Genomic DNA, 25,164 nt, shown 5'->3' on the forward strand with positions numbered 1-25,164 from the left:
CTGCTGCTTGATTTGTATCGCTTTGCAATTCCAACACTGTTGGAAAACTCGCCGGAAAGAAGATGTCTAATTCACCTCGATAACACCCGTTTCCTGTATGTGTTTAGACCACGAATAGAGGTCACTTCAGCGATGCCAAATGCGCTATGATCTCCGCCTCACCGACGACATCGGCGTATTTGGCTTCCATATCAAACAGGTTTGCCTCATGCGGCCCTTCATGGCGATCCCCCACCGCATCGCGAACGACTGTCGTGATGAAACCGTGCGACATGGCATCCACACAAGAAGCGCGCACACACCCGCTCGTCGTGAGGCCAGTTATAATAACGTTGTCGACGCCCATCGCGGTGAGCGTTGATGCGAGCGAGGTGCCAAAAAATGCGCTGGGATATTGCTTGGAAATGACCAGCTCATCATCGCGCGGATCCAGCCCGTTTGGCCAGGCACCCATCGCACTGCCTTTGATGAAATAGCGAAGAGGCTTGGCCTTCTCGAAAAACCGCCCACCATCCACCGCGCTTTCATGGTAGACGACATTGGTCAGGATTACTGGAATTCCCGCCGCATGGGCAGCCTCTCTCACTCTCAAGGCTGAGGCAAGAGTATCGTCGACATCTGCATAAAGATCGCAGGATTTATCGAAATACCCTTCGACAAAATCGATCATCAAAAGGGCGGGGCTTTTGCCGAACCCGGCTTTCTGCCCGTAGGCCTTGGCGTAGTTGTCATCGAGATCGCTCATCGGAATTGACTATGCCGCAGCTTGTGTGACTTGTCAGCAAACCTTTCCCCGCGCATAGGCCCGCTGTGAGCAATCAGCGACGACGATACGCGATAATCGGGTGCGGCATGATGGGCCGTGAGCACATGGCCAATCTTGCGCTGATTGACGGCGCGGATCTGGTGGCAATCGCCGACCCCGATGCCGGATCGCGTGGGGCGGCACAGGCGCTGGCGGAAAAGCTGGGACAGCACGTCTCGCTCTTCGAGAGCAGCGAAGAGCTGTTGTCAAAGGACCGACCCGACGCTGTCATCATCGCATCTCCCAATCACACGCATTCTGATGTTGTCAAACCAGTGATGGAAACAGGCGCTGCGATCCTCCTGGAAAAGCCAATGTGCACCGATGTCGAGGATGCCAAATCGCTTGCTAAGGCCGCGCGACACTATGCGAACACATTCTGGGTCGGTCTCGAATACCGCTACATGCCTCCGGTCACCCGGTTTATTGAGCGTGTCCATGCAGGCGAGGCCGGCGATATCAAGATGCTCGCCATTCGGGAGCATAGATTTCCGTTTCTCGAAAAGGTTGGGGACTGGAACCGCTTCAACCGAAATACGGGCGGAACTCTGGTGGAGAAATGCTGTCACTTCTTTGACCTGATGCGTCATATCCTTCGCGATGAGCCGGTGCGGGTGTTCGCAAGCGGTGCGCAAGATGTGAACCACCTCGATGAGCAGTATGATGGCGAGACACCCGACATTATCGACAACGCCTTTGTCACGATCGATTTTGAGCGCGGAGCACGGGCAATGCTGGATCTATGCATGTTTGCTGAAGGTTCTGAACAGCAGGAGGAAATCAGCGCGGTCGGCCCGATGGGCAAGCTCGAGGTAAAGCTGCCGCAGGGAGGCATTATCTGGGCGCCGCGCGCAGGCCAGGTGGATGATGCCGGCCAGCGGATTGATGGCCGTCCGGGATCGGAAATCGAAACAGTCGATACTCCCGCAGACGCCCTTGCAGCAGGCTCGCATCACGGCGCAACCTACTTCCAGCAGCGCGACTTTCACGATTGCCTTGTAAACGGAAAACCCCCTCTGATCACTGACCAGGACGGCTATCGATCGGTGCTGATGGGAGCAGCCGCGCAGCAAAGCATTGCCATCGGTCAGCCGGTGGACATCATTTTTGACGACCATTTTGAGGGTGAGGATTGATCGACGTGCTTTCTACAATGCCTCGTATCGGCTTCGGCCTTTGGAAGATTCCGCGCGAAGACACCGCCGACGCGGTGTTGGAAGCGATAAAAGCTGGCTATCGCCATTTCGACAGCGCCGCCGATTACGGCAATGAAGCTGAAACAGGCGAAGGGCTGGCAAGAGCGATCGCGCAAGGTTTGGTGAAGCGCGAGGATCTTTGGATCACATCGAAACTGTGGAACACATTTCACGCGCCCGAACATGTCGAAGAGGCTTGCCGCAAATCCCTAGCCGATCTGCAGCTTGATTATCTTGATCTTTATCTGATCCACTTCCCGATCGCGCTTGAATATGTGCCGATCGAAAAACGCTATCCGCCTGAATGGCTGCATGATCCGGACGCGGCCGAGCCAGTGATGAAGCGCGCGTCCGTGCCGCTTCACCAAACCTGGATGGCCATGGAAACGCTTACTGAAAAAGCGCTCGTCAATCGCATCGGGATTTGCAATTACAATTCGGCGTTGCTGCACGATCTGATGAGCTATGCCAGGGTCAAACCTGCAATGCTTCAGATTGAGGCGCATCCTTATCTCACCCAAGAGCGACTCATCAGGCTCGCGGGCGAGTACGGCATGGACGTGACTGCGTTCTCACCGCTCGGGGCGCAAAGCTATTTTGAGCTCAATATGGCCGAAGCAGGCGAAAGCTTGCTTAGCGCTGCTCCGGTAATGGTCGCAGCGCAAACGCATGGGAAAACACCTGCTCAAGTGCTCCTGCGTTGGGGCGTTCAACGCGGCACGGCAGTTATCCCCAAAACGACGAAGCCCGATCGCATGCGCGAGAACCTCAATATCGGCGACTTTGAACTGTCGGCGGTCGAGATGGCCGCGATATCCTCGCTCAATCAGAACCGCCGTTTCAACGATCCGGGCGCCTTCACAGAGGAAGCGTTTGGCACGTTTCACCCGATCTATGACTGATTTTCCCGATATGATCGCTGGCGAGGGCTCGCTTGCCGCCTATCTTTCGGCCCACGCTCCAAGGGTCGAAGAAGCGCTTGGTAACGCAGGCGCGGTTCTGTTTCGCGGGTTTGACGTTCCTGACGCTCAAGCTTTTGATGCTGCCATTGAGGCGTTTGGAAAACTGGGTTTCACCTACGAAGATTCGCTCAGCAATGCGGTGCGGACAAACATCACTCCTCGCGTGTTCACAGCAAATGAAGCGCCGCCGCAAACTGAGATTTTCCTGCATCATGAAATGGCGCAGACGCCGATCTACCCATCGGCTCTCTTCTTCTATTGCGAAATCGCGCCCAGTGTCGGCGGGGCGACGCCTTTGTGCCGGTCTGACCGGGTCTTTGATCGGTTGGCAACAGAAGCTCCCCAATTCATTGAGCGATTGGACAAGGAGGGTGTGCGCTACACCAATTTTATGCCGGGGGATGACGACGCTGGTTCGGGGCAAGGGCGATCTTGGAAAAGCACTCTCAACAGTGCAACACCAGAGGGGGCCGAGAAGCGGCTCAAGGAATTGGGCTACTCTTGGGAATGGCAGAGTGATGGATCACTTCGTGCAACCACGCCAGCGCTTCCAGCCATTCGCGAATTGGGCGGCGGCAGACGCAGTTTTTTCAACCAATTGATTGCGGCGTTCAGGGGCTGGTCGGACAGCCGCAATGATCCAAACAAAGCGATCACTTTCGGCCGTGGCGAGGCGATCACGGCGGATGACATGGCTCCTGCCATCGCGATTGCTGATGAACTGACCTATGACCTCCAGTGGCAGGCAGGCGATGTTGCTCTCGTTGACAATTTCGCGGTCATGCACGGACGTCGTCCTTTCAGAGGTAAGCGCCGGGTGCTCGCAAGCTTAATCAGCTGAGAGCGGATTTTTGCGCCGCCATCGCCCACACTGCGATATTGGCGACACCAAGCGCGCTCATCAAAACGGCGAATGTCGTGCTGAAGCCTTCAGCGCTCGCAGCGCCCAAGGGCGAGAACAGCAGATAAAGGGCGACTACGCCTGAAAGCAGAGTGAATGCAGCGGGTCGGGCATATCGCCATGGCGTCATGTCGACCTCATGCCGAGAGGCGGGGATGTACGCCTCAGCGCGGGGTGCGAAGTATCCGGCGGCAAGCATAATCCCGACCTCGATCACAAACAGTATCGCATATTGGTGGATGAAGTGCAGCGTCACCATATCATTAAAAACGAACCGTAAGAGGCCGTATGTCACCACATGGAAGACGATCACAAGTTTCGCTCCAAGCGCAGGCACTCGGGCGGTGAATAAGCCCATGATGACGATTACAACGGTGGGGATATTGTAAAAGCCGGTGAACACGCGCACGACCTGCCACAAGCCTTCCTCGGCAAAATAGAGTAGCGGCGCGACTATGAATGAGAACAGCGCGATCACGACGCTTGCGGCCTTTGCCACGTTCACCAGATGGGTATCGCTCGGCGATTTTCGTGACGGCGCGTAAATATCGAGGGTGAACAGGGTCGCTGCGCTGTTGAGCAGTGAGTTGAAAGAGCTGAATACCGCTCCCAACAAAACCGCGAGAAACACTCCGCCGAGATAGGCAGGCAGGAGATCGGAAACGAGCTGAGGATAGGCTTCATCAATTGAGGCGAACCCAGCTCCATAAAGATGGAATGCGATCACTCCCGGGATCATCATCATGAATGGCACCATGATCTTGAAAAACCCTGATGCCAGCACGCCCTTTTGCCCTTGCGCAAAAGATGCTGCGCCCAGCGTCCGCTGGATCACATATTGATTGGTGCACCAGTAGAACAGGTTCGCGAATATCATGCCGGTAAAGATCGTCCCGAATGGGGTCGGATCGGTGGCGGAGCCTATGGCGTTGAGCTTGTCCGGATGATCGGTTGTTAACCGCGCAAGACCTTCAGTGAAGCTGCCATCGCCCAATGCGATGAGCCCCAATACCGGTATCAGCGAGCCGAAAATCAGCAGCCCAATTCCATTAAGCGTGTCCGAGACGGCGACTGCGCGCAATCCTCCGAACACCGCGTAGGCCGCGCCGATCAGGCCTATCGTGATGGAGGTTATCAGAAGGGCAGGGAACGTGGTGAGCCCCGTCAGTGTCGGCACGTCGAAGAATTTCATCACCGCGAGGCTGCCAGAATAGAGGACCGAAGGGATGGTGACCAACCCGTATCCCAGCATAAACAGCAGGACCGACATGCGCCGGACGGTTGGATCGAAGCGCTCAGCAAGGAATTCGGGCAAGGTGGTAAAGGCGCCCGCAAGGTACTTTGGCAGGAACACAAACGCCATCGCCACGGTCGCGATGGCCGCTGTTACTTCCCACGCCATGCTCGACATGTTGTGCCCATAGGCCGAGCCATTGAGCCCGATGAGCTGCTCGGCGGAAAGGTTGGTAAGGAGCAATGACCCCGCGATAAAGCCCGCCGTCAGCCCGCGACCTGCAAGGAAGTACCCATCGCGCGTTTCGACAGTGCCGCGCGTTTTGAGCCAGCTTACCCAGGCGATAACAGCCATAACCGCAGCGCAGCTTACCAGCGTGAAAAGTAATGACCCGTCCATTGGCTTTGCGCGTTAGCGGCAAGGGTCGTGCCGCGTCAAAATCGCGAGCGGATTTCGAGGTGAGTCTGGGTCTGGCTGGCAAAGTTCATGCCGAGAGCGCGGACACAGGTTAGGCGATTGAAGGCGTAATACACATTGTGGAGCGCGTCTGACCCGCTTTGTAGGTGACAAAGGTGACACCCTGTCACCCTGTGCGATTGATTGTAACATGCTGTTCTACATGCCTTAATGGACCAAAACCATTGGGTGACGGACAGGTGATCGAGCCCTTAAAAAACCCATTCCATCAAATTTCGCGGTGCTTTTCCCAGAATTGGCAGCTGTAGGAAACCGGGGGCATGGTGTGCGGACAATGTCATGTGTCCCATCAATGCGAACGGTAATGCGCCCCATTGTCATCCGCGCGAAAGCGGGAATCCATGGAATGACGTGTCGGCTTGAGCGAAGAGCGGATCGGGTTCGGACAATCCGTCATTTCGCGCGCCATTTCCCTAGACACCGCCACTCGCTCACGCCTAAACCCCGCGGTCCGAAACCCACAAAAAGAGCAGTGCCCATCCCATGACAGCCTGGCGTTTTGCGGTCGATCGCGGTGGGACTTTTACCGATGTGGTCGCATTGACGCCGGATGGCGTGCTGGTCACCGAAAAGCTCCTATCTGAACATCCGGAGCACTATGACGATGCGGCGAGTGAGGGCGTGCGGCGCCTCCTTGCGCGGCACGGTGATGCGCCCATTGCTGAGGTGCGCATTGGAACCACGGTCGCCACCAACGCGCTCCTCGAGCGCAAAGGTGAGCGGCTGGCGCTAGCTATCACACGCGGGTTTGCCGATGCTTTGCGCATTGGCACACAGGCGCGGCCTGAAATCTTTGCGCGGCACATCATCCTGCCCGAACAATTGCCTGATCGTGTGGTCGAGATCGATGAGCGAATTGGCGCGGATGGTTCAATCCTGCGCGCTCTCGATGAGAAACAGGCGCAGCGCGATCTTGAAGCGCTCAAGGCCGATGGCTTTGACGCGATTGCCATCATTCTGATGCACGGCTGGCATTTTCGGCACCACGAAAAACGGTTGGCGGAAATCGCGCGCGAAATAGGCTTTGCCCAGGTCAGCGTTAGCCATGAGGTGGCCCCGCTCATCAAACTGGTTCCGCGCGGGGATACGACAGCGGTGGATGCTTACCTCTCGCCGGTTCTGCGCCGCTACACTGATGGTTTGGAGAAAAGCCTGCCGGAAACCGGCGCTTTGCGGTTCATGCAATCCAACGGCGGTCTTGCTGAAGTGGGCGCGTTTCGGGGGAAGGATGCGATCCTTTCAGGGCCAGCAGGCGGGGTCGTTGGCATGGTCGCCGCATCGGCTCCATTGGGGCATGACCGTCTGATCGGCTTTGACATGGGCGGCACCAGCACCGATGTTGCCCATTATGCGGGCGAATTGGAGCTGACGGGCGAAAGCGTGGTCGCTGGCGTGCGCGTTGCCTCTCCTATGATGCAGATCCACACGGTGGCAGCAGGGGGCGGGTCGATCTGCTCTTTCGATGGCGCGCGTTTCCGCGTGGGGCCGGAAAGCGCCGGAGCAAATCCTGGTCCAGCGTGCTATCGCAAAGGCGGACCGTTGACGGTCACCGATTGCAACCTTTTCCTTGGCCGTATTGACCCTGCTTTCTTCCCCCCGGTATTTGGACCGAACGGCGATGAGCCTCTTGATAGTCAAGCATCTCGAAAACGGTTGGAAGAGGTCGCGGCGTTGCTCACCGAGCCCAAATCGCTTGAGGAAATCGCAACAGGTTTCCTGGAGATAGCGGTCGACAACATAGCGAATGCTATCCGCAAAATCTCGGTCGCGCGCGGTTATGATGTAACACGCTATGCGCTCGCATGCTTTGGCGGGGCAGGGGGGCAACACGCCTGCAAGGTGGCGGACGCGCTGGGTATGGAGACAGTGCTGGTGCACCCCTTGGCGAGCCTTTTGTCCGCATACGGCATTGGTATCGCGCCTGTCAAAGCCATCCGAGAAGTCAGTCTGATCCGCCCCTTGCACGAGGGATTTGGCACAGAATTGGCGCTGCTCGAAAAGGAGGCAGAGGCTGATTTGCTTGAGCAAGACATTGAGCAAAAAAGGATAATTCTGCAAGCCAGCGCGCGCCTAAGGTTCGACGGCAGCGACAGCGCGCTCTCCGTACCATGCGGTGATGCTCAAAAAATGGACATGGAATTTCGGGAACTTCACCGCAAACGCTTCGGCTATTCTGATGCACAAAAATCGATCATCGTCGAAGCACTCAGTGTTGAGGCGAGCGGGGCTTCGGGCGGACTGGGCGAAGCGCTGGCGGAACCTGTTTCGGTGGCCGGGAAGCCTTCGGGACATTGGTACACGAAGCAGCGCGCTGCGATGGAAGTGGGCGGAACAGTTGATGGCCCGGCGCTGATTATCGATCCGGGCTCAACGATAGTGGTCGAAAAAGGCTGGCAGGCAAAGCTCGCCGATGAGGGCAGTCTGGTTCTTTCGCGCGTCGCAAAAGCGAAGCGCGCCGTCGCGGCAGGCACCAAGGTCGATCCAATCAGGCTTGAAATCTTCAACAACCTCTTCATGGCGATTACTGAGGAAATGGGCGTTGTTCTTCAATCAACTGCGACTTCGGTGAATATCAAGGAGCGGCTCGATTTCTCCTGTGCGCTGTTTGATCGGACTGGCGCGCTAATCGCCAATGCCCCGCATATCCCGGTGCATTTGGGGTCGATGGGGGACAGCATAGCGCAAGTGATTGAGCAGCGTGGCAATGCGAGGGATGGACGCGGGTTCAGGCGCGGCGACGCTTATGTGCTGAATGATCCCTATCGCGGGGGAACGCACCTGCCCGATATTACGGTGATTGTACCAGTGTTCTATGGCGAGCATAGCGTGGAGCCTGAAGCCTTTGTGGCGGCGCGCGGCCATCATGCGGATATTGGCGGGATAGCGCCCGGTTCGATGCCTCCCGATAGCCGGACGATCGCGGATGAGGGCGTGCTGATCGACAATGTGCTGATGGTGGATGAGGGGCGCTTTTGCGAGGCTGAAGTGCGCGCAGTTCTGACCTCCACCGAAAATCCAGCGCGCAATCCGGACCGCAACCTATCTGATCTGCGCGCGCAATTGGCTGCGTGCACGCGCGGCGCAGATTTGCTCACCGGCGTTGTGGCCGATCAAGGTGCCGATGTTATCGAGGCATATATGGACCACGTTCTGGCAAACGCTGAGGAGAGCGTGCGCCGCCTGCTCGACGGCTTGAGCGATGGCGAATTTGCCTATGAGATGGACAGCGGCGCGGTCGTGAAAGTTGCCATTCGGATTGACCGGGACGCGCGCTCTGCGGTGTTCGATTTCACCGGGACGAGCGAACAGCAGCCGGATAATTTCAACGCGCCGCGTTCGATCACGCGGGCTGCGTCGCTCTATGTCCTGCGCTCGCTCATCGATGATGCGATCCCGATGAATGATGGGTGCTTGCGGCCTGTCGAATTGGTTGTGCCTGAAGGCTCCATGCTCAATCCAAAGCCTGGCGCGGCCGTCGTCGCAGGCAATGTTGAGACCAGCCAGGTGGTGACCGATACTCTGTTTGCCGCCTGCGGCAAGCTAGCGCCTTCCCAAGGGACGATGAACAACTTCACTTTTGGGAATGAGCGGCACCAGTATTACGAGACGATCTGCGGCGGATCGGGTGCTGGGCCGGATCACGACGGCACAAGCGCTGTGCAAACGCATATGACGAACAGCCGCCTTACCGATCCCGAAATCCTTGAGACGCGACTGCCCGTGCGGCTTGATAGCTTCGCAATCCGGCGCGGATCGGGCGGAGCGGGTGCCCACAATGGCGGCGACGGAGTTGAACGGCGGGTGACCTTACTCGAAAAAATGCGCGCCAATATGCTGGCGAACCGCCGCAAAGTGCCCCCTCGCGGGATTGCAGGCGGCGGTGATGCCGAACGGGGCCGCAATTGGATCGAGCGCGCGGACGGCTCTATCGAAGAATTGGACGCCTGCGCTTCTGCCGAGATGGCACCGGGCGATAGCTTTGTGATCCATACACCCGGCGGAGGTGGTTTCGGGGGAGGGTTCGGACGTGGATGAAGTGAATTACTGGCCGCTTGCCGGTATCGCGATTGTCGTTGTCGGCTTCGCGCTGAAATTCAATCCGCTGCTCGTCGTGGTTGGCGCGGCGATCGCAACAGGCGTTCTGGCGGGGCTTGATTTGGTCGCAGTGGTCGAAGCGCTTGGCAAGGCCTTCAATGACAACCGCTATATCTCGGTCACGTGGATCATCCTGCCTGTGATCGGCCTCCTTGAAAGGTACGGCCTCCAACAGCGGGCACGCGGTCTGATCGAAGGGATACGCGGGGCGACATTCAGCAAGCTGCTCATCTTCTATCTCGGCTTTCGCCAGGTAACCGCAGCGCTCGGGATGAAGGATATCGGCGGGCACCCACAGGCCGTGCGGCCGCTTGTCGCACCCATGGCAGAGGCCGCGGCAGAGGCGGCTCATGGCGATCTGCGCGAAGGGGACCGCGAGGAGGTTAAGGCGATGTCGGCGGCTACCGATAATGTCGGCCTGTTCTTTGGCGAGGATATCTTCTTCGCCATCGCTTCGATCCTCCTTATTCAGGGCGTGTTCGAGGCTGCGGGCTATCCGCTGACGCCGCTTGAGTTGTCCGTATGGGCGATCCCTACCGCGATCTGCGCGTTTTTCATTCATGGCTGGCGGATCAGTGCGCTAGACCGGCGAATTGGCGCGGGGAGGGCAGCACGGCGATGATCACCTATGAATGGCTCTATATCCTCGCAGGCAGCTTTTTCGCGATCTGGGCGCTGCTTAGCCTTAAGGACAGGCTGTGGGGCAATGCTGCATTCTGGGGCCTGCTTGCGGCGAGTTTCTTTGGCGGAAGCCATTTTTCCGACTTCGAGAATGGCATTCTTGTGCTTGCCATGGTCGCGATTGCGGGGATGGGCGGATTGAAGCGCTCTAGTCCCGAAACCACTGGTGAAGCCAGCCGTCAGAAACGCGCTCTGAGCCTTGGCAACAAACTCTTCATCCCTGCTCTGATCGTGCCGTTTACCGCTGTTGCTGGCACGCTGCTCTACAATTTCACGCCTTTGGGAGAGACAGGTCTATTCGAAGAGCGACGCGAAACCTTGCTCCTGTTCGGTATTGGCGTCGTCATTGCGCTCATTGTCGCCATCATCTGGCTGAAACCGCCCGCATTGGCCCCTGCTGAAGAAGGTCGCCGCCTGCTCGACTCCATTGGTTGGGCTGCCATCCTGCCGCAAATGCTCGCAGCCTTGGGCGCGGTCTTTGCACTCGCAGGAGTGGGCGAGATCATCGGCGGGGCAGCGGGAAGCGTGATCCCGGATGGCAGTATCTTCCTCACCGTGGTTGTCTTCGCGCTCGGCATGGCGATCTTTACGATGATCATGGGCAATGCCTTTGCTGCCTTTCCCGTGATGGCGGCGGCAATCGGTATCCCTCTGCTGGTGGAGACCTATAATGGCGATCCGGCAGTAATCGGCGCTGTTGGCATGCTTGCCGGGTTCTGCGGCACTTTGCTCACCCCGATGGCAGCAAATTTCAACATCGTGCCTGCAGCATTGCTTGAACTCAAAGACCAGAACGGCGTCATCAAGCAGCAGGTCTGGACGGCAATCCCGCTATGGGTATGCAATGTCGCGATCATCTATGTGGGCGCGTTCCTCCTATGGAAATGACGCCTGAGATTGCCTCGCGCTTTGCCAACATCGCGCTCGGCCATGTGGCAAAGCCGTATCCGTACAAGGATGATCATGTCTTTGAGAGTGAAGCCGATTTGCGTCTTCCGCAGACTGCACATCCCTGCTTTTTTGGCAGCTTTGATTGGCATTCCTGCGTCCATTCCTGGTGGATGCTGCTCACTTTGCGCAGGCTCTATCCAGAGGCGCCAGAAGCTGCGAAGATCGAGAAACTGGCGGATGCAACTTTCACGCAAGAGAAGCTGGCTACAGAGCTTGCCTATCTCGATCGCCCGTCGTCGCGTGGGTTTGAAAGACCATACGGTTGGGGATGGTTGCTCTATCTCCATCATGAAGCCGCGCGGCATACTGACAAGCCATGGAGCGCGCGTCTTGAGCCATTGGCGCGTGCTATTGCAGCGCGGTTCAAGGACTATCTGTCGATTCTCACATACCCGATCACCGTTGGTACTCATTTCAACACCAGTTTCGCGCTGATCCTCGCACGCGAATGGGCCGGAGAGCGTGACCCAGAATTACTCGCTCAAATCAATACTTGGGCGCAAAGCGCTTTCGGCAATCGCAGCGATTACAGAGGATGGGAGCCGGGAGGCGATGAATTTCTCTCACCCGCCCTGACCGCTGCCCTGCTGATGAAGCACATCATGCCGCGCGACCAATTCGCGCCATGGTTTGACGCGCTCGTTATCGTCAATGGCTGGATCGAGCGCGAATGCCGCCCCGTCACCGTATCTGACCGCAGCGATGGTAAGATTGCACATCTCGACGGCCTCAACTTGTCGCGGGCGTGGTGTCTTTCCGAAATTGGCAGGGCACTCGGCAATCACCCTGCCGCTACTCTGATCGAAGAACGCGCAAAGGCCCATCTTGACGCCGCCATGCCGCATGTCGCAGGCGACTACATGGGCGAACACTGGCTCGCGAGTTTTGCGACTTTGACGCTGCTGAGCCGAACTGACCTTGCGCATAGATGATGCCACCGTCACCAGAACTTGAATGAGAGATAGCTCCAAGGCCTTTCGCAACTGTGCATTAGCATTTCTGAGTGCTGCATCCATCACAGGTATTGGCATCGCGGTATATGTGGTCGCAAGACGAGTGCTGGCATTCAGATCCACAGCATTACTTTTATCATTTCAGTCATTGCTCTCAACACCACCAATACGTGTGCGATGGCGAGCATCCAGTCGACTATCGCATCGAGTAACGAGGAGCTAGGCGATTGGTGCGCGAATTGACGAGAGCGAATCTAGAGTAGAGCATGGAAGAACTTCGGCCCCCAGTTGCCGCCCAAATGTCCCACATTGAATTCTCAAGATGGTATTGGTCGGTCGAATCCCTGCACATGTTTTGTGAACTTCTCGGTCTTCCCCGAAGCGGCACCAAGAGCCAACTGCGCGAGCGCATTGCGGCAAAGCTTGGTGGAACCGAGGCGGGCGCCTCTGAAACTCCAAAGCGCAAGCCCAAAAGCAGCTTCAATTGGGCGAAAGAACCGCTCGAAGCGACCACGATCATAACCGACAGCGTCTCATTCGGCCCAAATTTGCGAGGCTGGTTGAAGAAACAGATTGGCCCACGTTTCGTATGCCATTCGGACTTTATGGCATGGATCAAATCAAACGAGGGCGCGACCCTCGCTGATGCGATAGAGGCGTGGCACGAAATTGAGAGGGAGCGATCCCAACCCGGTTTCCGCCGTGAGATTGCTCTGTGCAACAATTACCTTCGATATCTACGGGCCATTCGCGACGATTATCCAGACATGAGCCAGGAAGATGCTATGCGCTGCTGGCAAGAGAAGAAGTTACGGCCTGCGCAAGATGGCTTTGTGATATATGAAAGAAACGACTTGCGTTTTATTGAGCAGGCAAAGTGAACCGTCATGCTTCGGATCTATTGGTGGGAATACCAGCGATGTGAGGGCCCTCTCTTTAGCTGGCTTTGACACTTTCAAGACCTCGCGACATTGGATAAGTTGAGAGCATCACCACGAGTGGAATGGATTTCTCAATTGCCTGAGCAAAAGTGTGTAATTTTCTGAGAAGCTCTAGCTTACGCATTAAGGCGATTTAGAAGCAGTAGCTTTCAAAAGACTCGCAGCTATGACTGAGGTCAATGCGGCCATCGCGATTGCGCCTAAACATTTGTGATCTTGCTAAACTCGCCTTCAATTCGGACTGACCCTTAATACCGGGAACCAAATCGGATACGTATTCGTTGCAGGCAATGACATCTCTTGGACGTCCAATAAAAATGACACCTCCTTTGTTGGATTGATATCGCAATTGCTTGGTCGCTGCGCTGAATTCATCAGTGCTGCCCACCCGCGCTGGCCGGAATCGTGATCGCCAACTTTCTGCGCCTCAAGAAGGGTGTGCACGATGATGAAGCAGCTGCGTTCTTCCCATGTCGTTTATTGGCTAACCGCGCTGATGGCTCTTGCCTTGGCCGGTTGTTCGGGGTCCCAGGGGGAGGGCGACGCGCCGCCGCCGGAGGTCACGGTCTCCAATCCCGAAATCCGCACGATCACCGATTGGGACGAGTACACCGGACAGTTCGATGCCGTTGAAGGCGTTGAAGTGCGCGCGCGCGTGTCGGGTTATCTTGTCCAATCCCACTTCCGCGAAGGGGCGCTGGTGCGCCGGGGGCAGTTGCTCTTCACGATTGATCCAAGGCCTTTCCAAGCTGAAGTGGCGAGGGCCGAGGCGGATTTGCAGGCAGCCTTGACGCGGCGCGATTTGGCTCAGGCCGATCTTGGCCGGGCAGAGTATCTCCTTGAAGAAGAAGCCATTTCGAAAGAGGAATTTGATTCCCGTACGCAGGCGCGCCGCGAAACAATTGCTGCGGTTGCCGCAGCCGAGGCGACATTGCGGCAGGCGAAGCTCGACCTTGGCTTTACCCGTGTCACTTCTCCCATCGCCGGAAGAGTGGGCGCGCGAGAGGTGACTTCGGGCAATCTCGTCTCGGGAAGCGGCGCGCAGTCGACCATTCTCACCACCGTGTTCGCGCTCGATCCGATCGAATTTATCTTCACTGCGGATGAAGCGGCTTACCTTAAATACCGTCGTCAGGCTCGCGAGGGCACTCGACCATCTTCGCGCGATATCGCCAATCCTGTGATGCTCCGGCTGCAGGATGAAGAGGAATTCGTGCACAGCGGCCGTATGAGCTTTGTCGATAACGCCATCGATACGCAGACCGGCACGGTCGAGGGGCGCGCTCTGTTCGACAATCCCGATGGCCTATTCATTCCCGGCATGTTCGGTCGCTTGAGGCTGCTCGGTTCGGGAGAATACGACGCAATGCTCGTGCCCGATGAGGCCATTCTTTCCGATCAATCGAACAAGATCGTCATGATCGTCGATAGCGATAATGTTGTGCAGGCGCGCCCCGTTGAACTTGGCCGTGTGCTGGATGATGGAATGCGCGTGATCCAAGGCGGTATCGAAAAAGGGGACCGCGTGATCACCGGCGGGCTTATGCGGGCGCGCCCGGGCAATCCGGTCACCATTGCGGGTGACAAACCGCCGCCGGAAGAAAATGCAAAAAGTGAGGATGACGCTGCCGAAATGGCAGCGGCACAATGAAGTTTCCGCACTTTTTCATCGAGCGCCCGATCTTTGCGGCGGTTGTTTCCATCCTGATCGTGCTGTTTGGCGCGGTAAGCTATTTCAGTCTTCCGGTCTCGCAATACCCTGAGATTGCACCTCCGACGATCACCGTCACAGCAACATATCCGGGTGCCGGTGCAGATGTGGTGGCAGATACGGTCGCAACACCGATTGAGCAGGAGCTCAACGGGGTGGAGAATATGCTCTACCTTTCGAGCCAGGCGACCGATGATGGCCGATTGACGATCACAGTGACGTTTGCGCTCGGCACCGATCTCGATGCTGCGCAGGTTCTCGTTCAAAACCGGGTCTCGATTGCAGAGCCGCGCTTGCCAGAGGCGGTGCGGCGACTGGGTGTAATCACACAGAAAAGTTCGCCGGATCTGTTGACGGTGATCCACCTCTATTCACCCGATGAAAGCCGCAGCCAGCTTTACATCTCCAATTACGCGCTGCTGCAAATCCGCGACACCCTTGCCCGGCTTGACGGGGTGGGTTCGATCACGATCTTTGGTGCGCGCGAATATTCGATGCGCGTCTGGCTCGACCCGGAACGAATGAGTGCGCTTGGAATCACGCCCCAGGATGTTGTGGGCGCGTTGCGTGCGCAAAATGTTCAAGTGGCATCAGGTACGTTGGGGCAGCCTCCGGTCGAAGGTACGACCGCGAGGCAGATCGCAGTGCGAACGCTTGGCCGTCTGGAAGATCCCGATCAATTTGCTGATGTGGTCGTGCGCACCGGAAGCAATGGGCGTCAGGTAAGGGTCAGCGATGTGGGCCGCGTGGAACTGGGCGCGCAGGATTATTCTACCAACGCATATCTGGACGACAGCCCTGCGGTCGCGATTGCTGTTTCCCAGCGTCCTGGCTCCAACGCCTTGGACACGGCCGCGCGACTTGAAGAGACCATCGAGGAATTGAGCGAGCGGTTTCCGCAAGGCCTTGAATACGACATCATCTACAATCCGACGGAATTCATCGCCGAAGGCGTCAACGAAGTTTACGTGACGATTGGTGAGGCTGTGATCCTCGTTTCGATTGTCGTTTTCGTCTTCCTCCAAAGTTGGCGTGCAGCGATCATCCCAATCCTTGCAATCCCGGTATCCTTGATCGGGACGTTCTCGGTAATGGCCGGGCTTGGGTTTTCGGTGAACAATCTCACCCTGTTCGGAATGGTGCTAGCCATCGGGATTGTCGTTGATGACGCGATTGTCGTTGTCGAGAATGTCGAGAGAGAATTGCGAAACGGAAAGTCGCCCAAGGAGGCGGCCCACGCGACGATGGACGAAGTTGGAGGAGCGCTGATCGCCATCGCGCTGGTTCTTTCAGCCGTGTTCATACCGACCGCCTTCATCTCGGGTATTCAGGGGCAATTCTATCAGCAATTCGCACTGACGATCGCTACAGCGACGATCTTTTCCGCTTTCAACTCGCTCACGCTTTCGCCCGCCCTTGCAGCGATCCTTCTGCGGCACGAAGAGCCCGAAGAAGGCGAGGAAGCAGAGGCGCTGGAAGCCAGTGACGCCGAAAGCGAGGCAAGCGGCGCACGCGGCAGGCTTGCGACAATCGGCTTAAAAGCAAAAGCGCTAGGCCAAAGGTTTTTCGACTGGTTCAACGAGAAGTTCGATTGGCTTAGCAACAAATACGCCGATACGACGGGCAAGATCGTCAAACGCACGGGGATCGTCATGATCATCTACGCGCTGCTGATCGGCGCGACCGTGTGGCGTTTCAACGATACGCCCACCGGCTTCATCCCTGAGCAGGATCAGGGTTATCTGATTGTCGCCATCCAACTGCCTCCGGGATCATCGCTTGATCGGACCGATGCGGTCTTACAGGAGGCGACCGACATCATCCTGTCGACCGACGGGTTTGCCAACACCGCTGGCTTTGCCGGTTTTAACGGCGCGACTTTCACCAATTCGCCCAATGCAGGCGCGATCTTCTCAGTGATGGAGCCGTTCGCAGATCGCCCGCCCGCACCTGAAATGCTGGCAACGCTCAACCAAAGGCTGGCCGCGATTGACGAGGCTTTCATCATTGTGATCGCGCCGCCGCCCGTGCGCGGGATCGGCAATTCGGGCGGTTTCCGCATGATGGTTCAGGATCGCGGTGGCCGAGGTGCTCGTGCGCTCAACGATGCGACTAACGAACTCATCGGCGCTGCCAACTCCGACCCGCGCCTGCAAAATGTCTTCACCGTGTATGAGACAGGCACGCCGCAGCTTTATCTCGATATCGACCGGGTGAAAGCCCAACAACTTGGCGTTCCAGTAGGCGATCTCTTCGGCACGCTGGAGACCTATCTCGGCTCGTCCTTTGTCAATGATTTCAACCTTCTTGGCCGGACTTACCGCGTCACAGCGCAGGCCGATGCGCCATTCCGGATGAACGAAAGCGATATCGCCAACCTATACACTCGCAATGCATCGACCGGAGAAATGGTGCCGATGGGTAGCGTGGTGAATTTCCGGGATATCACAGGGCCATCGCGTCAGCCGCGCTACAACCTTTATGGCGCGGCAGAAGTCGATGGCAGCGCAGCGCAAGGGTACAGCTCTGGCGAAGCGATCGCTGCGATGGAGGAAATCGCAGCTGAGACTTTACCCGACGGGTTCGATTTTGAGTGGACAGGACTTGCCTACCAAGAGACCAACGCAGGTTCGACGGCCAGCCTCGTTTTCGTATTCGCCGTGATCGTGATTTTCCTGCTTCTGGCCGCTCAGTATGAAAGCTGGCTGCTGCCGCTGTCGATCATTTTGATCGTGCCGATGTGCCTGTTATCGGCGATCATCGGCGTCAACATTCGGGGCATCGATAACAACATTCTGACGCAGATCGGGCTTGTCGTATTGATCGGCCTTGCATCAAAGAACGCGATCCTCATCGTCGAATTTGCGCGTCAGCGCGAAGATGCGGGCATGGACTTGGTTGATGCTGCGGTAGAGGCAGCACGTCTCCGCCTTCGCCCTATTCTCATGACAAGCTTTGCCTTCATTCTCGGCGTGGTCCCACTTGTTATTGCGAGCGGTGCTGGCTTCGAAATGCGCCAATCGCTTGGCACTGCCGTGTTCGCTGGCATGATCGGCGTTACGATTTTCGGCCTGTTCTTCACGCCAGCATTCTACGTCTTGTGTCGCAAGCTGGGTGATTGGCTGTCGGCTCGCAAAGAGGCGAAAGCGGAAGCCAAGGAGGCTGAAGACAGCGACGATGATGATGCGAGCCCGGCGAGCGATACACCAGAGGGAGCGCCGGCATGATGCGCAAGGCAATCTCCGCAGCAGCCATAGCGCTAAGCCTTTCCGCCTGCATTACCGTGCGCGACTATGACGGCCCGCCCGCTGACCCAATCGCACAAGGCGAACCCTTGCTGCGCGCAGACGGTGAAGGGCTCGTCGCCGAAGAGCCCGTTATCGAATGGTGGCGCGAATTGGGAGAGGACGATCTCAACGCCCTCATCGCGCAGGTGTTTGCCAACAATCGCGACAGGGCGGAGGCCGAGGCTAACCTGCGCGCATCGCGTGCCGCCCTCCGCATTACGCAGCGTGATTTTCTGCCAAATGGCAATGTCAGTGGCTCTTACCAGCGGCAAGGCGTCGCTGAGAACGCGCAGTTCTTTCAGGGGATCGGCTCAGTTCCCGATTTCGATCTTTACGACGTGACGTTCGATGCATCGTGGGAGATTGACCTGTTCGGACGCCTTGACGCGCGCCGTGATGCGGCTCGTGCGGATTTTCAGGCTGCAATCGCATCGCGCGATGACCTCCTCGTAAGTCTCGCTGCCGAAACGGCGTCTGCTTATGTGACGCTTCGTGGAGCTCAGGAACAGTTGGCGGTCGCTGAGCGCAACGCCACCAATCAGCGCGAATCCTATCGGCTAACGCAAATCCTCAAGGAGGGCGGGCGCGGAACCCGGCTAGATGTTGAGCGTGCGCGTGCGCAGCTTGATCAGACGCTCGCTTTGATTCCCCCATTGCGCGCAACCATTGATCGCAACATCTTTCGCCTCTCCGTTCTGGCAGGCCAGCCGCCCGCATCACTGGTGGACACGCTTTCGGGGATTGAGGACTTGCCCGAAATGCCGGCTCTCGTGGCCGTGGGTGATGCGTCGTCACTCCTGCGACGGCGGCCCGATATCAGAAGAGTGGAACGCGAACTTGCCGCAGCCAGCGAGAGAGTCGGCGAAGCGGCAGCCGATTTCTTCCCAACCGTCAGCATTGGCGGATCGGTTGGGCTAAGCTCGCAAAACATCGGTGATCTGACCGAGCAGAACTCGCTCGCCTACGCGTTTGGTCCGCAGCTTATCTGGAACATCCTCGATTTCGGACGCATTCGGGCGCGGGTTGATCAGAATGATGAACTGTCGAAAGCGGCTGCCGCGCGATATGAGCAGACGGTGCTTTTGGCGCTTGAGGAAACCGAAAACTCACTGACTTCATACACCAACGAACTTCGCCGAGAGGCCTTGCTGCGCGATTCTGCTGAGGCATCGAAAGAGGCCGCGCGCCTTGCGCGGCTGCGCTATCAATACGGCGTTGATGATTTCCTCGAAGTGCTGGATGCAGAGCGTGTGGCGCTCGAAAACGAAACGCAACACGTGGTCAGCCGCACGCAAACCTTTATCCAGTTGATTGCAATCTACAAAGCGCTTGGAGGAGGCTGGCAATCAGACACCGCGCAACAGCCGGGTACGCGACAAGGAAGCGAGTAATTAGATCCGCGGTCTGGTGGCGGTCAGCAATCGGTCAGTGAGATCTCAAGAAAATGGTGGCGCGGTAAAGACTGTACTTTCCATCGTCTTGTCTGAAGTTCAATCTCTCCTGCTCGAAACTGCGATCATCTACCTGCATGAAGGATAGGTCCGCTAACACTATGGCTACAGGAAAGAGCAAGCTGCACGGATCACTCCACCAACCTAAATTCGGTTGGGCTCCTGTTTGAGCGCGCCAATGCTCCAGCTATTCGGAATAGGAATTGAGCTGAATCTGTGATGCCAATTCCAGCCGCAGTCAGAAAACCTACCTGTAGAATCTAGGCTCTAGTGCTTTCCATCACCACAGAAAGGCAATTCCACCCACCCTAGGATGTTCCCTTAGTGAGTGTCCTCTGTCCGGTGGCTAGCACTTCCAGATCTAGCTTTGATCTTTGGGAGTTTTGATATGAGGATTGCTACGGGCACGATGGTGATGGCTCTTGATGGCAGTAAGATGCAATTGTTCAGGAACTCCGGCGACACTCGCAAACCTGTGCTTCAACTGCTCGCTTCCGAGCAGAATGAAAACCCGCGATCAAGCAGTCAGGGCTCGGATCGTCCGGGCCGATCATTCTCCAGCGCTTCGCCCAGGCGGAGCGCAATGAGCGAAACCGACCTGCATGAACGGGCAGAACAGGAATTCACACGCAGCGCTTTGGCAACTCTCGACAAGTATCAGTCGGAAGAAGGCGGCGGTGTCATCGTGCTTGCTGCACCGTCAGTGCTTGGCGAACTCCGTAAGTGCTGTCCGGAAAAGCTGAAGCCAGCGATCCTTGCGGAGATTGACAAGGATGTCGTCAATCACGCGCCAGAGCAAATCGTATCGATCATTTCTTTGAGAGAGACTTGACCAATCCTGCCGACTTCTTTGCATTTTCGAACGGAGACACCTCTATGGCTACCCAACCTCCAGAGCCAGACCGTATAGAGCCGAAAGCGCCGCCGGAGCGCCCCGCGCGCGAGCCTGCTCCTGACCCTGCCCAACCACCAGAAACCGAGCCACTACAGCCGGGTATAAACGAACCTGGTACCTCGCCAGATGAGTTTCCCACTCCGGAGTGAATGTTGGTTCTTGGCAGCCGTTTGGTGAGGCTGTCTCAGCAGTGCAGCCGTGCCTAGTGTAGAGCGACCCGTTCGCCATGCTCCGGCACCCGCACTTTCCATGAAAACTCTTCTGCGATCCTGAGCCGAAAGCGGTCGGACGCTTCGGATTCGCCGTGAACGACGAAACACTCTTTGGGAAGTGATTTGAATTCGCCCAGCCAGCGCAGCAGTTCGTCTCTGTCCGCATGAGCTGACAACATGTCGAGCGATTTCACTTCAGCCCTTACCGGCACATAATCCCCATGGATTTTGATTGCCTCAGCGCCTTTCAAGAGTGCTGCCCCGCGTGTACCGCCCGCTTGATAGCCTGCCATTACAATCGCGCTTTTTTCGTCTGGGGCATACCGTTTGAGGCGGTGAAGTATGCGCCCGCCGGTCACCATGCCGCTGGCAGAGATGATGATTTTTGATCCCGGTTCTGTGTCGAGCCTCTTTGAGTGCTCAACATCGCGCGTGTAGATCACATCATCCCAAGCCCCCCGGCACTGCTGGGCGCTGAGGCGGTGGTCGGATGAATATTGGCAGAACATATCGGTTGCACTGCAAGCCATCGGACTGTCGAGATAGACGGGGACGTCGGGGATGTTTCCGCGTTGACGTATGGCGTCGATGTGAAACAACAAGGATTGCGCGCGACCGACTGCGAAAGAGGGGATTATCACGCTCCCGCCGCGAGTGATGGTCCTCTTGATGACTTCTTCAAGCTCTTCCTGCGGGTCAATCTCTGGATGTAGCCGATCACCATATGTCGACTCCACGAGCAGGTAGTCGGCTTCCGGCACTGGCTGGGGATCGAACATCAAAGGATCGTCGTACCGACCTAGATCTCCTGAAAAAACGATGCGAATGCCATCGACAATCATCTCGACTGTCCCAGCTCCCAGAATATGGCCAGCATATCGAAATCGGATCGTACAGTCTTCGGTCACATCGACGCGCTTGCCGAAAGGCTTTGGCGTGAGTTGCTTAAGCGCTTCTAGAGCGTCCGCGCGGGTGTAAAGAGGCAGCGCCGGGCTATGTTTGCTGAAGCCGCGTCTGTTGGCATACCGCGCGTCCGCTTCGAGCAGGTATCCGCTATCCGGGAGAAGGAGACCGCAGAGTGCGCGTGTGGCCTCAGTACATATCACCTGCCCCATGAAGCCATTCTTCACCAGCAAAGGTAGGTAGCCTGAGTGATCAAGGTGTGCATGTGTCAGGACCACTGCATCGATACTTGCAGGATCGACAGGCAAGTGATTGCGGTTTCGAACCCTCAGGACCTTGTAGCCTTGAAAGAGACCACAATCGACCAGTACTTTACTGCGTGAGGTTTCGACGAGAAACTTGGCGCCCGTGACTGTATCGGCAGCCCCTAGAAAAGTGAGGTTGAGGATCTCAAATCTCCGATCTGCAAGTCTAGAGCGAGGTTCGCTTCCTGACTGCGTGGCTGCGCTCGGCCAAAAGCATGGTCAATTTTCATCGCGTCGATCAGATTGCGCCAGTTGACGATACCCGCAAACTCGCCTCCGGGGTAGGTTATGCCCGCTATGGAGGCGCCATCGGAATTCATGTCAGCTACCTTTTCCGCGCGGGAATAAATAGGAACCACGTGAATGGCAGGGCGCAAGACCTCTCCAGCCGTTTTTTGTCTTCCAACATAGCTTGCATGCTGAATGACGTCAGCGCGCAGCATAAGTGGGTTATTGCTCCTCACCCTGCAACGGTTCCTCGGGTGTTGTCTCCTCTTCCGGTACAACCCGCATCGGAGTGTCCGGCAAGTCGACTTCAACTCCGCCCTCTGGTGCAGTGGTCCACTCTGTGGAGGGCTGCTCGAGTTCTCGTTCAGGTGCCTGTTCCCCCTGCGTAAAGTCGATGAAGAAGAACACCGCCCCTAAGACTAACAGAAGCAGCATCAAGATTACCCAGAATGGTGAGAATGAAGATTTGTTTCCGGTAGCCATTGCAGTGTCCTCGCTGTTTTGCGGGCACTGTTATCGCCGGTGCGAAGAGCGCAGCTTATCCGGAAACATCCTTAGTTTGAGCGGCCAGAGGCGCATTCAGCATAATACCAAAGATCTAGGGGGATTTACGGAATGACCGCCGTGATGGATCTGAGATGATCTCCCTGATCAGAGTAGTAGCGCAATTGCGTTTCAGCCCTAGAGATTGGGGGACGGTCAGACGATGCCGTGGAGACTAGTCAGGCTTGAGCATGGCCCGTCGAGCGCATTTCCGTTCGGCTCGGCAGTTCGAGGGTACCTGCTTCGTATTCCATTAAAAGCGAACGGACACATAGACGGGGAAATTCACTCACTAGATCCCAATCGCTCAACAGTTCGGCGGTTTTGGCCAAGCGAAAAAATCCGATCGGGTAAGCTCAGGCAGAACTGTTCGCGATGGGAGATGGTCTCATCAGGTATTGAGAGTGAGGGCTCTATGATCGGTTGGTTCGAGGATTGTGCCCTAGTTATCGCGTCGACGATCTACGTCTCAGAAACAGAAAACAAACCTTTGCCATTCGTGGTGGCAAATATTCGGATCGACTAAGCGGCTTCAGGCGGTTGGTGTCGTATCGGAATTGACGACGGGCTCCCGTATCGCGGCCGGTTCTTCGCCCACACCGGCAGCGAATGCGATACGCAGCAGGTCCGACAAGTTGTAGACGTTCAGTTTCTTCATCAGATTGGCGCGGTGAATTTCCACTGTGCGTGCACTGATATCGAGATCATAGCCGATCGTCTTGTTCGGATGGCCTTTGGTGAGCCCTACCAGAACCTCATGCTCGCGGCGCGTTAGGCCGTTCACCAGCAGTTCGGCTTCCTCGCGCCTTTTGCTCTTTTCGCTGGACCTGTCCAACTGGTCGAAAGCTTCACCAATGGCTTCGATCATCGTCTCTTTGGCAAAAGGCTTCTCGATAAAGTCCACGGCTCCTGCTTTCATTGCGCGCACAGCCACATCGACATCGCCATGCCCGGTCATCACGACAACAGGAAAGGCTACGCCGCGCTCACGCAACTCAGCCTGGACTTCAAGGCCGTCGATTTCCGGCATTTGGATGTCGAGGAGCACGCATCCCGGTTCAAGACCTTTCACCTCTTTGAGAAACTTGGCTCCGTCTTCAAATGCAATGACTTTGTGTCCGGAGGTTTTGAGCATGAAACCAACCGAGCGGCGAACGGTGTCGTCATCATCGACTAGGTAGATCGAGTAGTCAGTCTTGGCCATTCTCCACCTCCGCAAGCGGTATTGTGAAATGAAATGCAGTTCCGCCCAACTCAGACTTTTCCACCCAGATTTTCCCATTATGCGATTGCACGATCGTGTGACAGATCGAAAGTCCCAACCCCATGCCATCAGCTTTCGATGTGTTGAAGGGGTGGAAGAGACGTTCGGCGACCTTTTGATTCATTCCAGGCCCACTATCGGCGACTGTTATCTGGGCAAATCTGCTAGCTACTCGCTCGGTCTGTACTCGAAGCTGCTTGTGGCGAGATTCGTGCATGGCTTCCAATGCATTGCGGATCAGGTTGAGCACTACTTGCTGCACCTGCACTGGATCGACCAGCACTTCGTCGGCGGCGGCATCGAGCTCGGTTTCAAAGTCTACGCCCTGACCGTCGCCATTCATGAGAGCCAACGCTGACGCTTCCTGGATTATGCGGCCAAGACTTGCAACTTGCCTGTCAGTTTCACCATGCTTGATGAAGTCACGCAGCCGGTGGACGATCTGACCTGCGCGCAGGGCTTGATTTGCGCATTCGTCCATCGCCTCACGCACGAGTTTGATGTTTTCAAGCGAGGGATCGGCCAGCAAATCTCGGGCCGAATGCGCGTAGTTCGTGACTGCGGTAAGTGGCTGGTTAAGCTCGTGCGCGAGTGAGGTGGCTAACGAACCCATCGACGAGATACGAGAAACGTGTGCAAGCTCGTTTTGGAGAGTGTGCAATTCCCGCTCGGTCTCACGAGATTCGCTTAGATCGCGAATGTAGGCAACGAAACCGCGTTGATCGGCGAGCTTGAGATCACCGACAGCCAACTTGATCGGAAACGTGCTCCCGTCGCGATGGCGAGCTGTTGTAACGCGACCGATGCCGATGATTTTGGCCGCGCCTGTTTCCAAGTATTTGTGCATGTACTGGTCGTGGCCTTCCCGGTCAGGGGAAGGCATCAATAGGCTCACATTCTCGCCGATCACTTCATGCTCAGCATATCCGAACATGTTTTGTGCACCCCTGCTGAATGACTGAATTGCGCCGTCATGATCAGAAATCACCATGGCATCGGGCACAGTATCGATAAGCGCGTGCAGTTCCTCCGCCGTGCGCAGGGCGATGAACGATTTTGGCCTTTTCGATTTAAGCTCCGTCCGCGTCACGCTATCTACCAAACCTCCAAGACCAACATGGCCTTCGGTTTCTTAAGGACCTTAGGATAATTACGGATACATGGGGAGT

General features: G+C 56.7%; 20 protein-coding genes. 13 read left to right on the plus strand and 7 right to left on the minus strand.

The features are described 5' to 3' along the window. Positions 1–121 precede the first annotated feature (121 nt). Entirely contained in the window at positions 122–745 is a 624-nt protein-coding gene (locus AUC45_RS13295; RefSeq protein ID WP_067603372.1) for an isochorismatase family protein, read from the minus strand. Between the two features lie 107 nt (positions 746–852). Between AUC45_RS13295 and AUC45_RS13300 the strand changes: the two genes are divergently transcribed. From AUC45_RS13300 to AUC45_RS13310, 3 genes are read left to right on the plus strand one after another with little or no spacing between them, the layout of a single operon-like run. Then, positions 853–1,941, plus strand: a complete 1,089-nt coding sequence (locus AUC45_RS13300) for a Gfo/Idh/MocA family protein (RefSeq protein WP_067603375.1) — start codon at positions 853–855, stop codon at positions 1,939–1,941. 5 nt (positions 1,942–1,946) lie between these two features. Continuing rightward, complete coding sequence (locus tag AUC45_RS13305; RefSeq protein ID WP_233998771.1) at positions 1,947–2,903, plus strand: aldo/keto reductase; 957 nt, start codon at positions 1,947–1,949, stop codon at positions 2,901–2,903. Further along, the gene (locus AUC45_RS13310; protein WP_067603380.1) at positions 2,896–3,804 is read left to right on the plus strand and encodes a TauD/TfdA family dioxygenase; all 909 of its coding nucleotides are present in this window, start codon (positions 2,896–2,898) and stop codon (positions 3,802–3,804) included. Before AUC45_RS13305 ends, AUC45_RS13310 begins: the two co-directional genes overlap by 8 nt. Here the strand turns inward: AUC45_RS13310 and AUC45_RS13315 are convergent. Further along, positions 3,797–5,497, minus strand: coding sequence for a solute:sodium symporter family transporter (locus tag AUC45_RS13315; protein WP_067603384.1), 1,701 nt, complete (start codon positions 5,495–5,497; stop codon positions 3,797–3,799). The two genes, AUC45_RS13310 and AUC45_RS13315, sit on opposite strands and share 8 nt — an antisense overlap. Positions 5,498–6,058: 561 nt before the next feature. Here AUC45_RS13315 and AUC45_RS13320 point away from each other — a divergent pair. The 10 genes from AUC45_RS13320 to AUC45_RS15915 all read left to right on the plus strand — a co-directional run bounded on the left by AUC45_RS13320 (position 6,059) and on the right by AUC45_RS15915 (position 20,689). Further along, positions 6,059–9,610 carry a hydantoinase B/oxoprolinase family protein gene (locus AUC45_RS13320; protein ID WP_067603385.1) on the plus strand — a complete coding sequence of 1,184 codons (3,552 nt, stop codon included), beginning with the start codon at positions 6,059–6,061 and terminating at the stop codon, positions 9,608–9,610. Position 9,611: 1 nt separating this feature from the next. After that, positions 9,612–10,292: a DUF969 domain-containing protein gene (locus tag AUC45_RS13325; protein ID WP_067603957.1), complete on the plus strand. Its 681-nt coding sequence runs from the start codon at positions 9,612–9,614 to the stop codon at positions 10,290–10,292. Beyond that, entirely contained in the window at positions 10,289–11,239 is a 951-nt protein-coding gene (locus tag AUC45_RS13330) for a DUF979 domain-containing protein (protein WP_067603386.1), read from the plus strand. The genes AUC45_RS13325 and AUC45_RS13330 overlap by 4 nt, the downstream gene beginning before the upstream one ends. After that, the gene (locus AUC45_RS13335; RefSeq protein ID WP_067603388.1) at positions 11,230–12,234 is read left to right on the plus strand and encodes a DUF2891 domain-containing protein; all 1,005 of its coding nucleotides are present in this window, start codon (positions 11,230–11,232) and stop codon (positions 12,232–12,234) included. Before AUC45_RS13330 ends, AUC45_RS13335 begins: the two co-directional genes overlap by 10 nt. Positions 12,235–12,554: 320 nt before the next feature. After that, positions 12,555–13,136, plus strand: a complete 582-nt coding sequence (locus tag AUC45_RS13340; RefSeq protein ID WP_255356316.1) for a DUF6434 domain-containing protein — start codon at positions 12,555–12,557, stop codon at positions 13,134–13,136. A gap of 505 nt (positions 13,137–13,641) precedes the next feature. Then, the gene (locus AUC45_RS13345) at positions 13,642–14,847 is read left to right on the plus strand and encodes an efflux RND transporter periplasmic adaptor subunit (protein WP_197409575.1); all 1,206 of its coding nucleotides are present in this window, start codon (positions 13,642–13,644) and stop codon (positions 14,845–14,847) included. Further along, on the plus strand, positions 14,844–18,134 hold the full coding sequence (locus AUC45_RS13350) for an efflux RND transporter permease subunit (protein ID WP_067603392.1): 3,291 nt from the start codon (positions 14,844–14,846) through the stop codon (positions 18,132–18,134). Before AUC45_RS13345 ends, AUC45_RS13350 begins: the two co-directional genes overlap by 4 nt. Next, on the plus strand, positions 18,131–19,585 hold the full coding sequence (locus tag AUC45_RS13355) for an efflux transporter outer membrane subunit (protein WP_067603394.1): 1,455 nt from the start codon (positions 18,131–18,133) through the stop codon (positions 19,583–19,585). The genes AUC45_RS13350 and AUC45_RS13355 overlap by 4 nt, the downstream gene beginning before the upstream one ends. Before the next feature lie 448 nt (positions 19,586–20,033). Beyond that, positions 20,034–20,477, plus strand: a complete 444-nt coding sequence (locus AUC45_RS13360) for a host attachment protein (protein ID WP_082701133.1) — start codon at positions 20,034–20,036, stop codon at positions 20,475–20,477. A gap of 44 nt (positions 20,478–20,521) precedes the next feature. Further along, positions 20,522–20,689, plus strand: coding sequence for a hypothetical protein (locus AUC45_RS15915; RefSeq protein ID WP_197409576.1), 168 nt, complete (start codon positions 20,522–20,524; stop codon positions 20,687–20,689). A 53-nt stretch (positions 20,690–20,742) separates the two neighbouring features. Here AUC45_RS15915 and AUC45_RS13365 read toward each other — a convergent pair whose 3' ends face one another. The 5 genes from AUC45_RS13365 to AUC45_RS13385 all read right to left on the minus strand — a co-directional run bounded on the left by AUC45_RS13365 (position 20,743) and on the right by AUC45_RS13385 (position 25,085). Then, positions 20,743–22,104: an MBL fold metallo-hydrolase RNA specificity domain-containing protein gene (locus AUC45_RS13365; RefSeq protein WP_067603396.1), complete on the minus strand. Its 1,362-nt coding sequence runs from the start codon at positions 22,102–22,104 to the stop codon at positions 20,743–20,745. Beyond that, the gene (locus AUC45_RS16055) at positions 22,083–22,403 is read right to left on the minus strand and encodes a hypothetical protein (RefSeq protein ID WP_067603398.1); all 321 of its coding nucleotides are present in this window, start codon (positions 22,401–22,403) and stop codon (positions 22,083–22,085) included. Before AUC45_RS16055 ends, AUC45_RS13365 begins: the two co-directional genes overlap by 22 nt. A 7-nt stretch (positions 22,404–22,410) precedes the next feature. Then, a complete protein-coding gene (locus AUC45_RS13375) occupies positions 22,411–22,671 on the minus strand; it encodes a hypothetical protein (RefSeq protein ID WP_156423855.1) in 261 nt (86 codons plus the stop codon). 592 nt (positions 22,672–23,263) lie between these two features. After that, positions 23,264–23,935: a response regulator transcription factor gene (locus AUC45_RS13380; protein ID WP_067603400.1), complete on the minus strand. Its 672-nt coding sequence runs from the start codon at positions 23,933–23,935 to the stop codon at positions 23,264–23,266. Then, complete coding sequence (locus AUC45_RS13385) at positions 23,922–25,085, minus strand: sensor histidine kinase (protein ID WP_233998773.1); 1,164 nt, start codon at positions 25,083–25,085, stop codon at positions 23,922–23,924. Before AUC45_RS13385 ends, AUC45_RS13380 begins: the two co-directional genes overlap by 14 nt. Positions 25,086–25,164: the final 79 nt, after the last annotated feature.

It is taken from the genome of Erythrobacter sp. YT30 (assembly GCF_001542875.1).
GTDB lineage: Bacteria > Pseudomonadota > Alphaproteobacteria > Sphingomonadales > Sphingomonadaceae > Erythrobacter.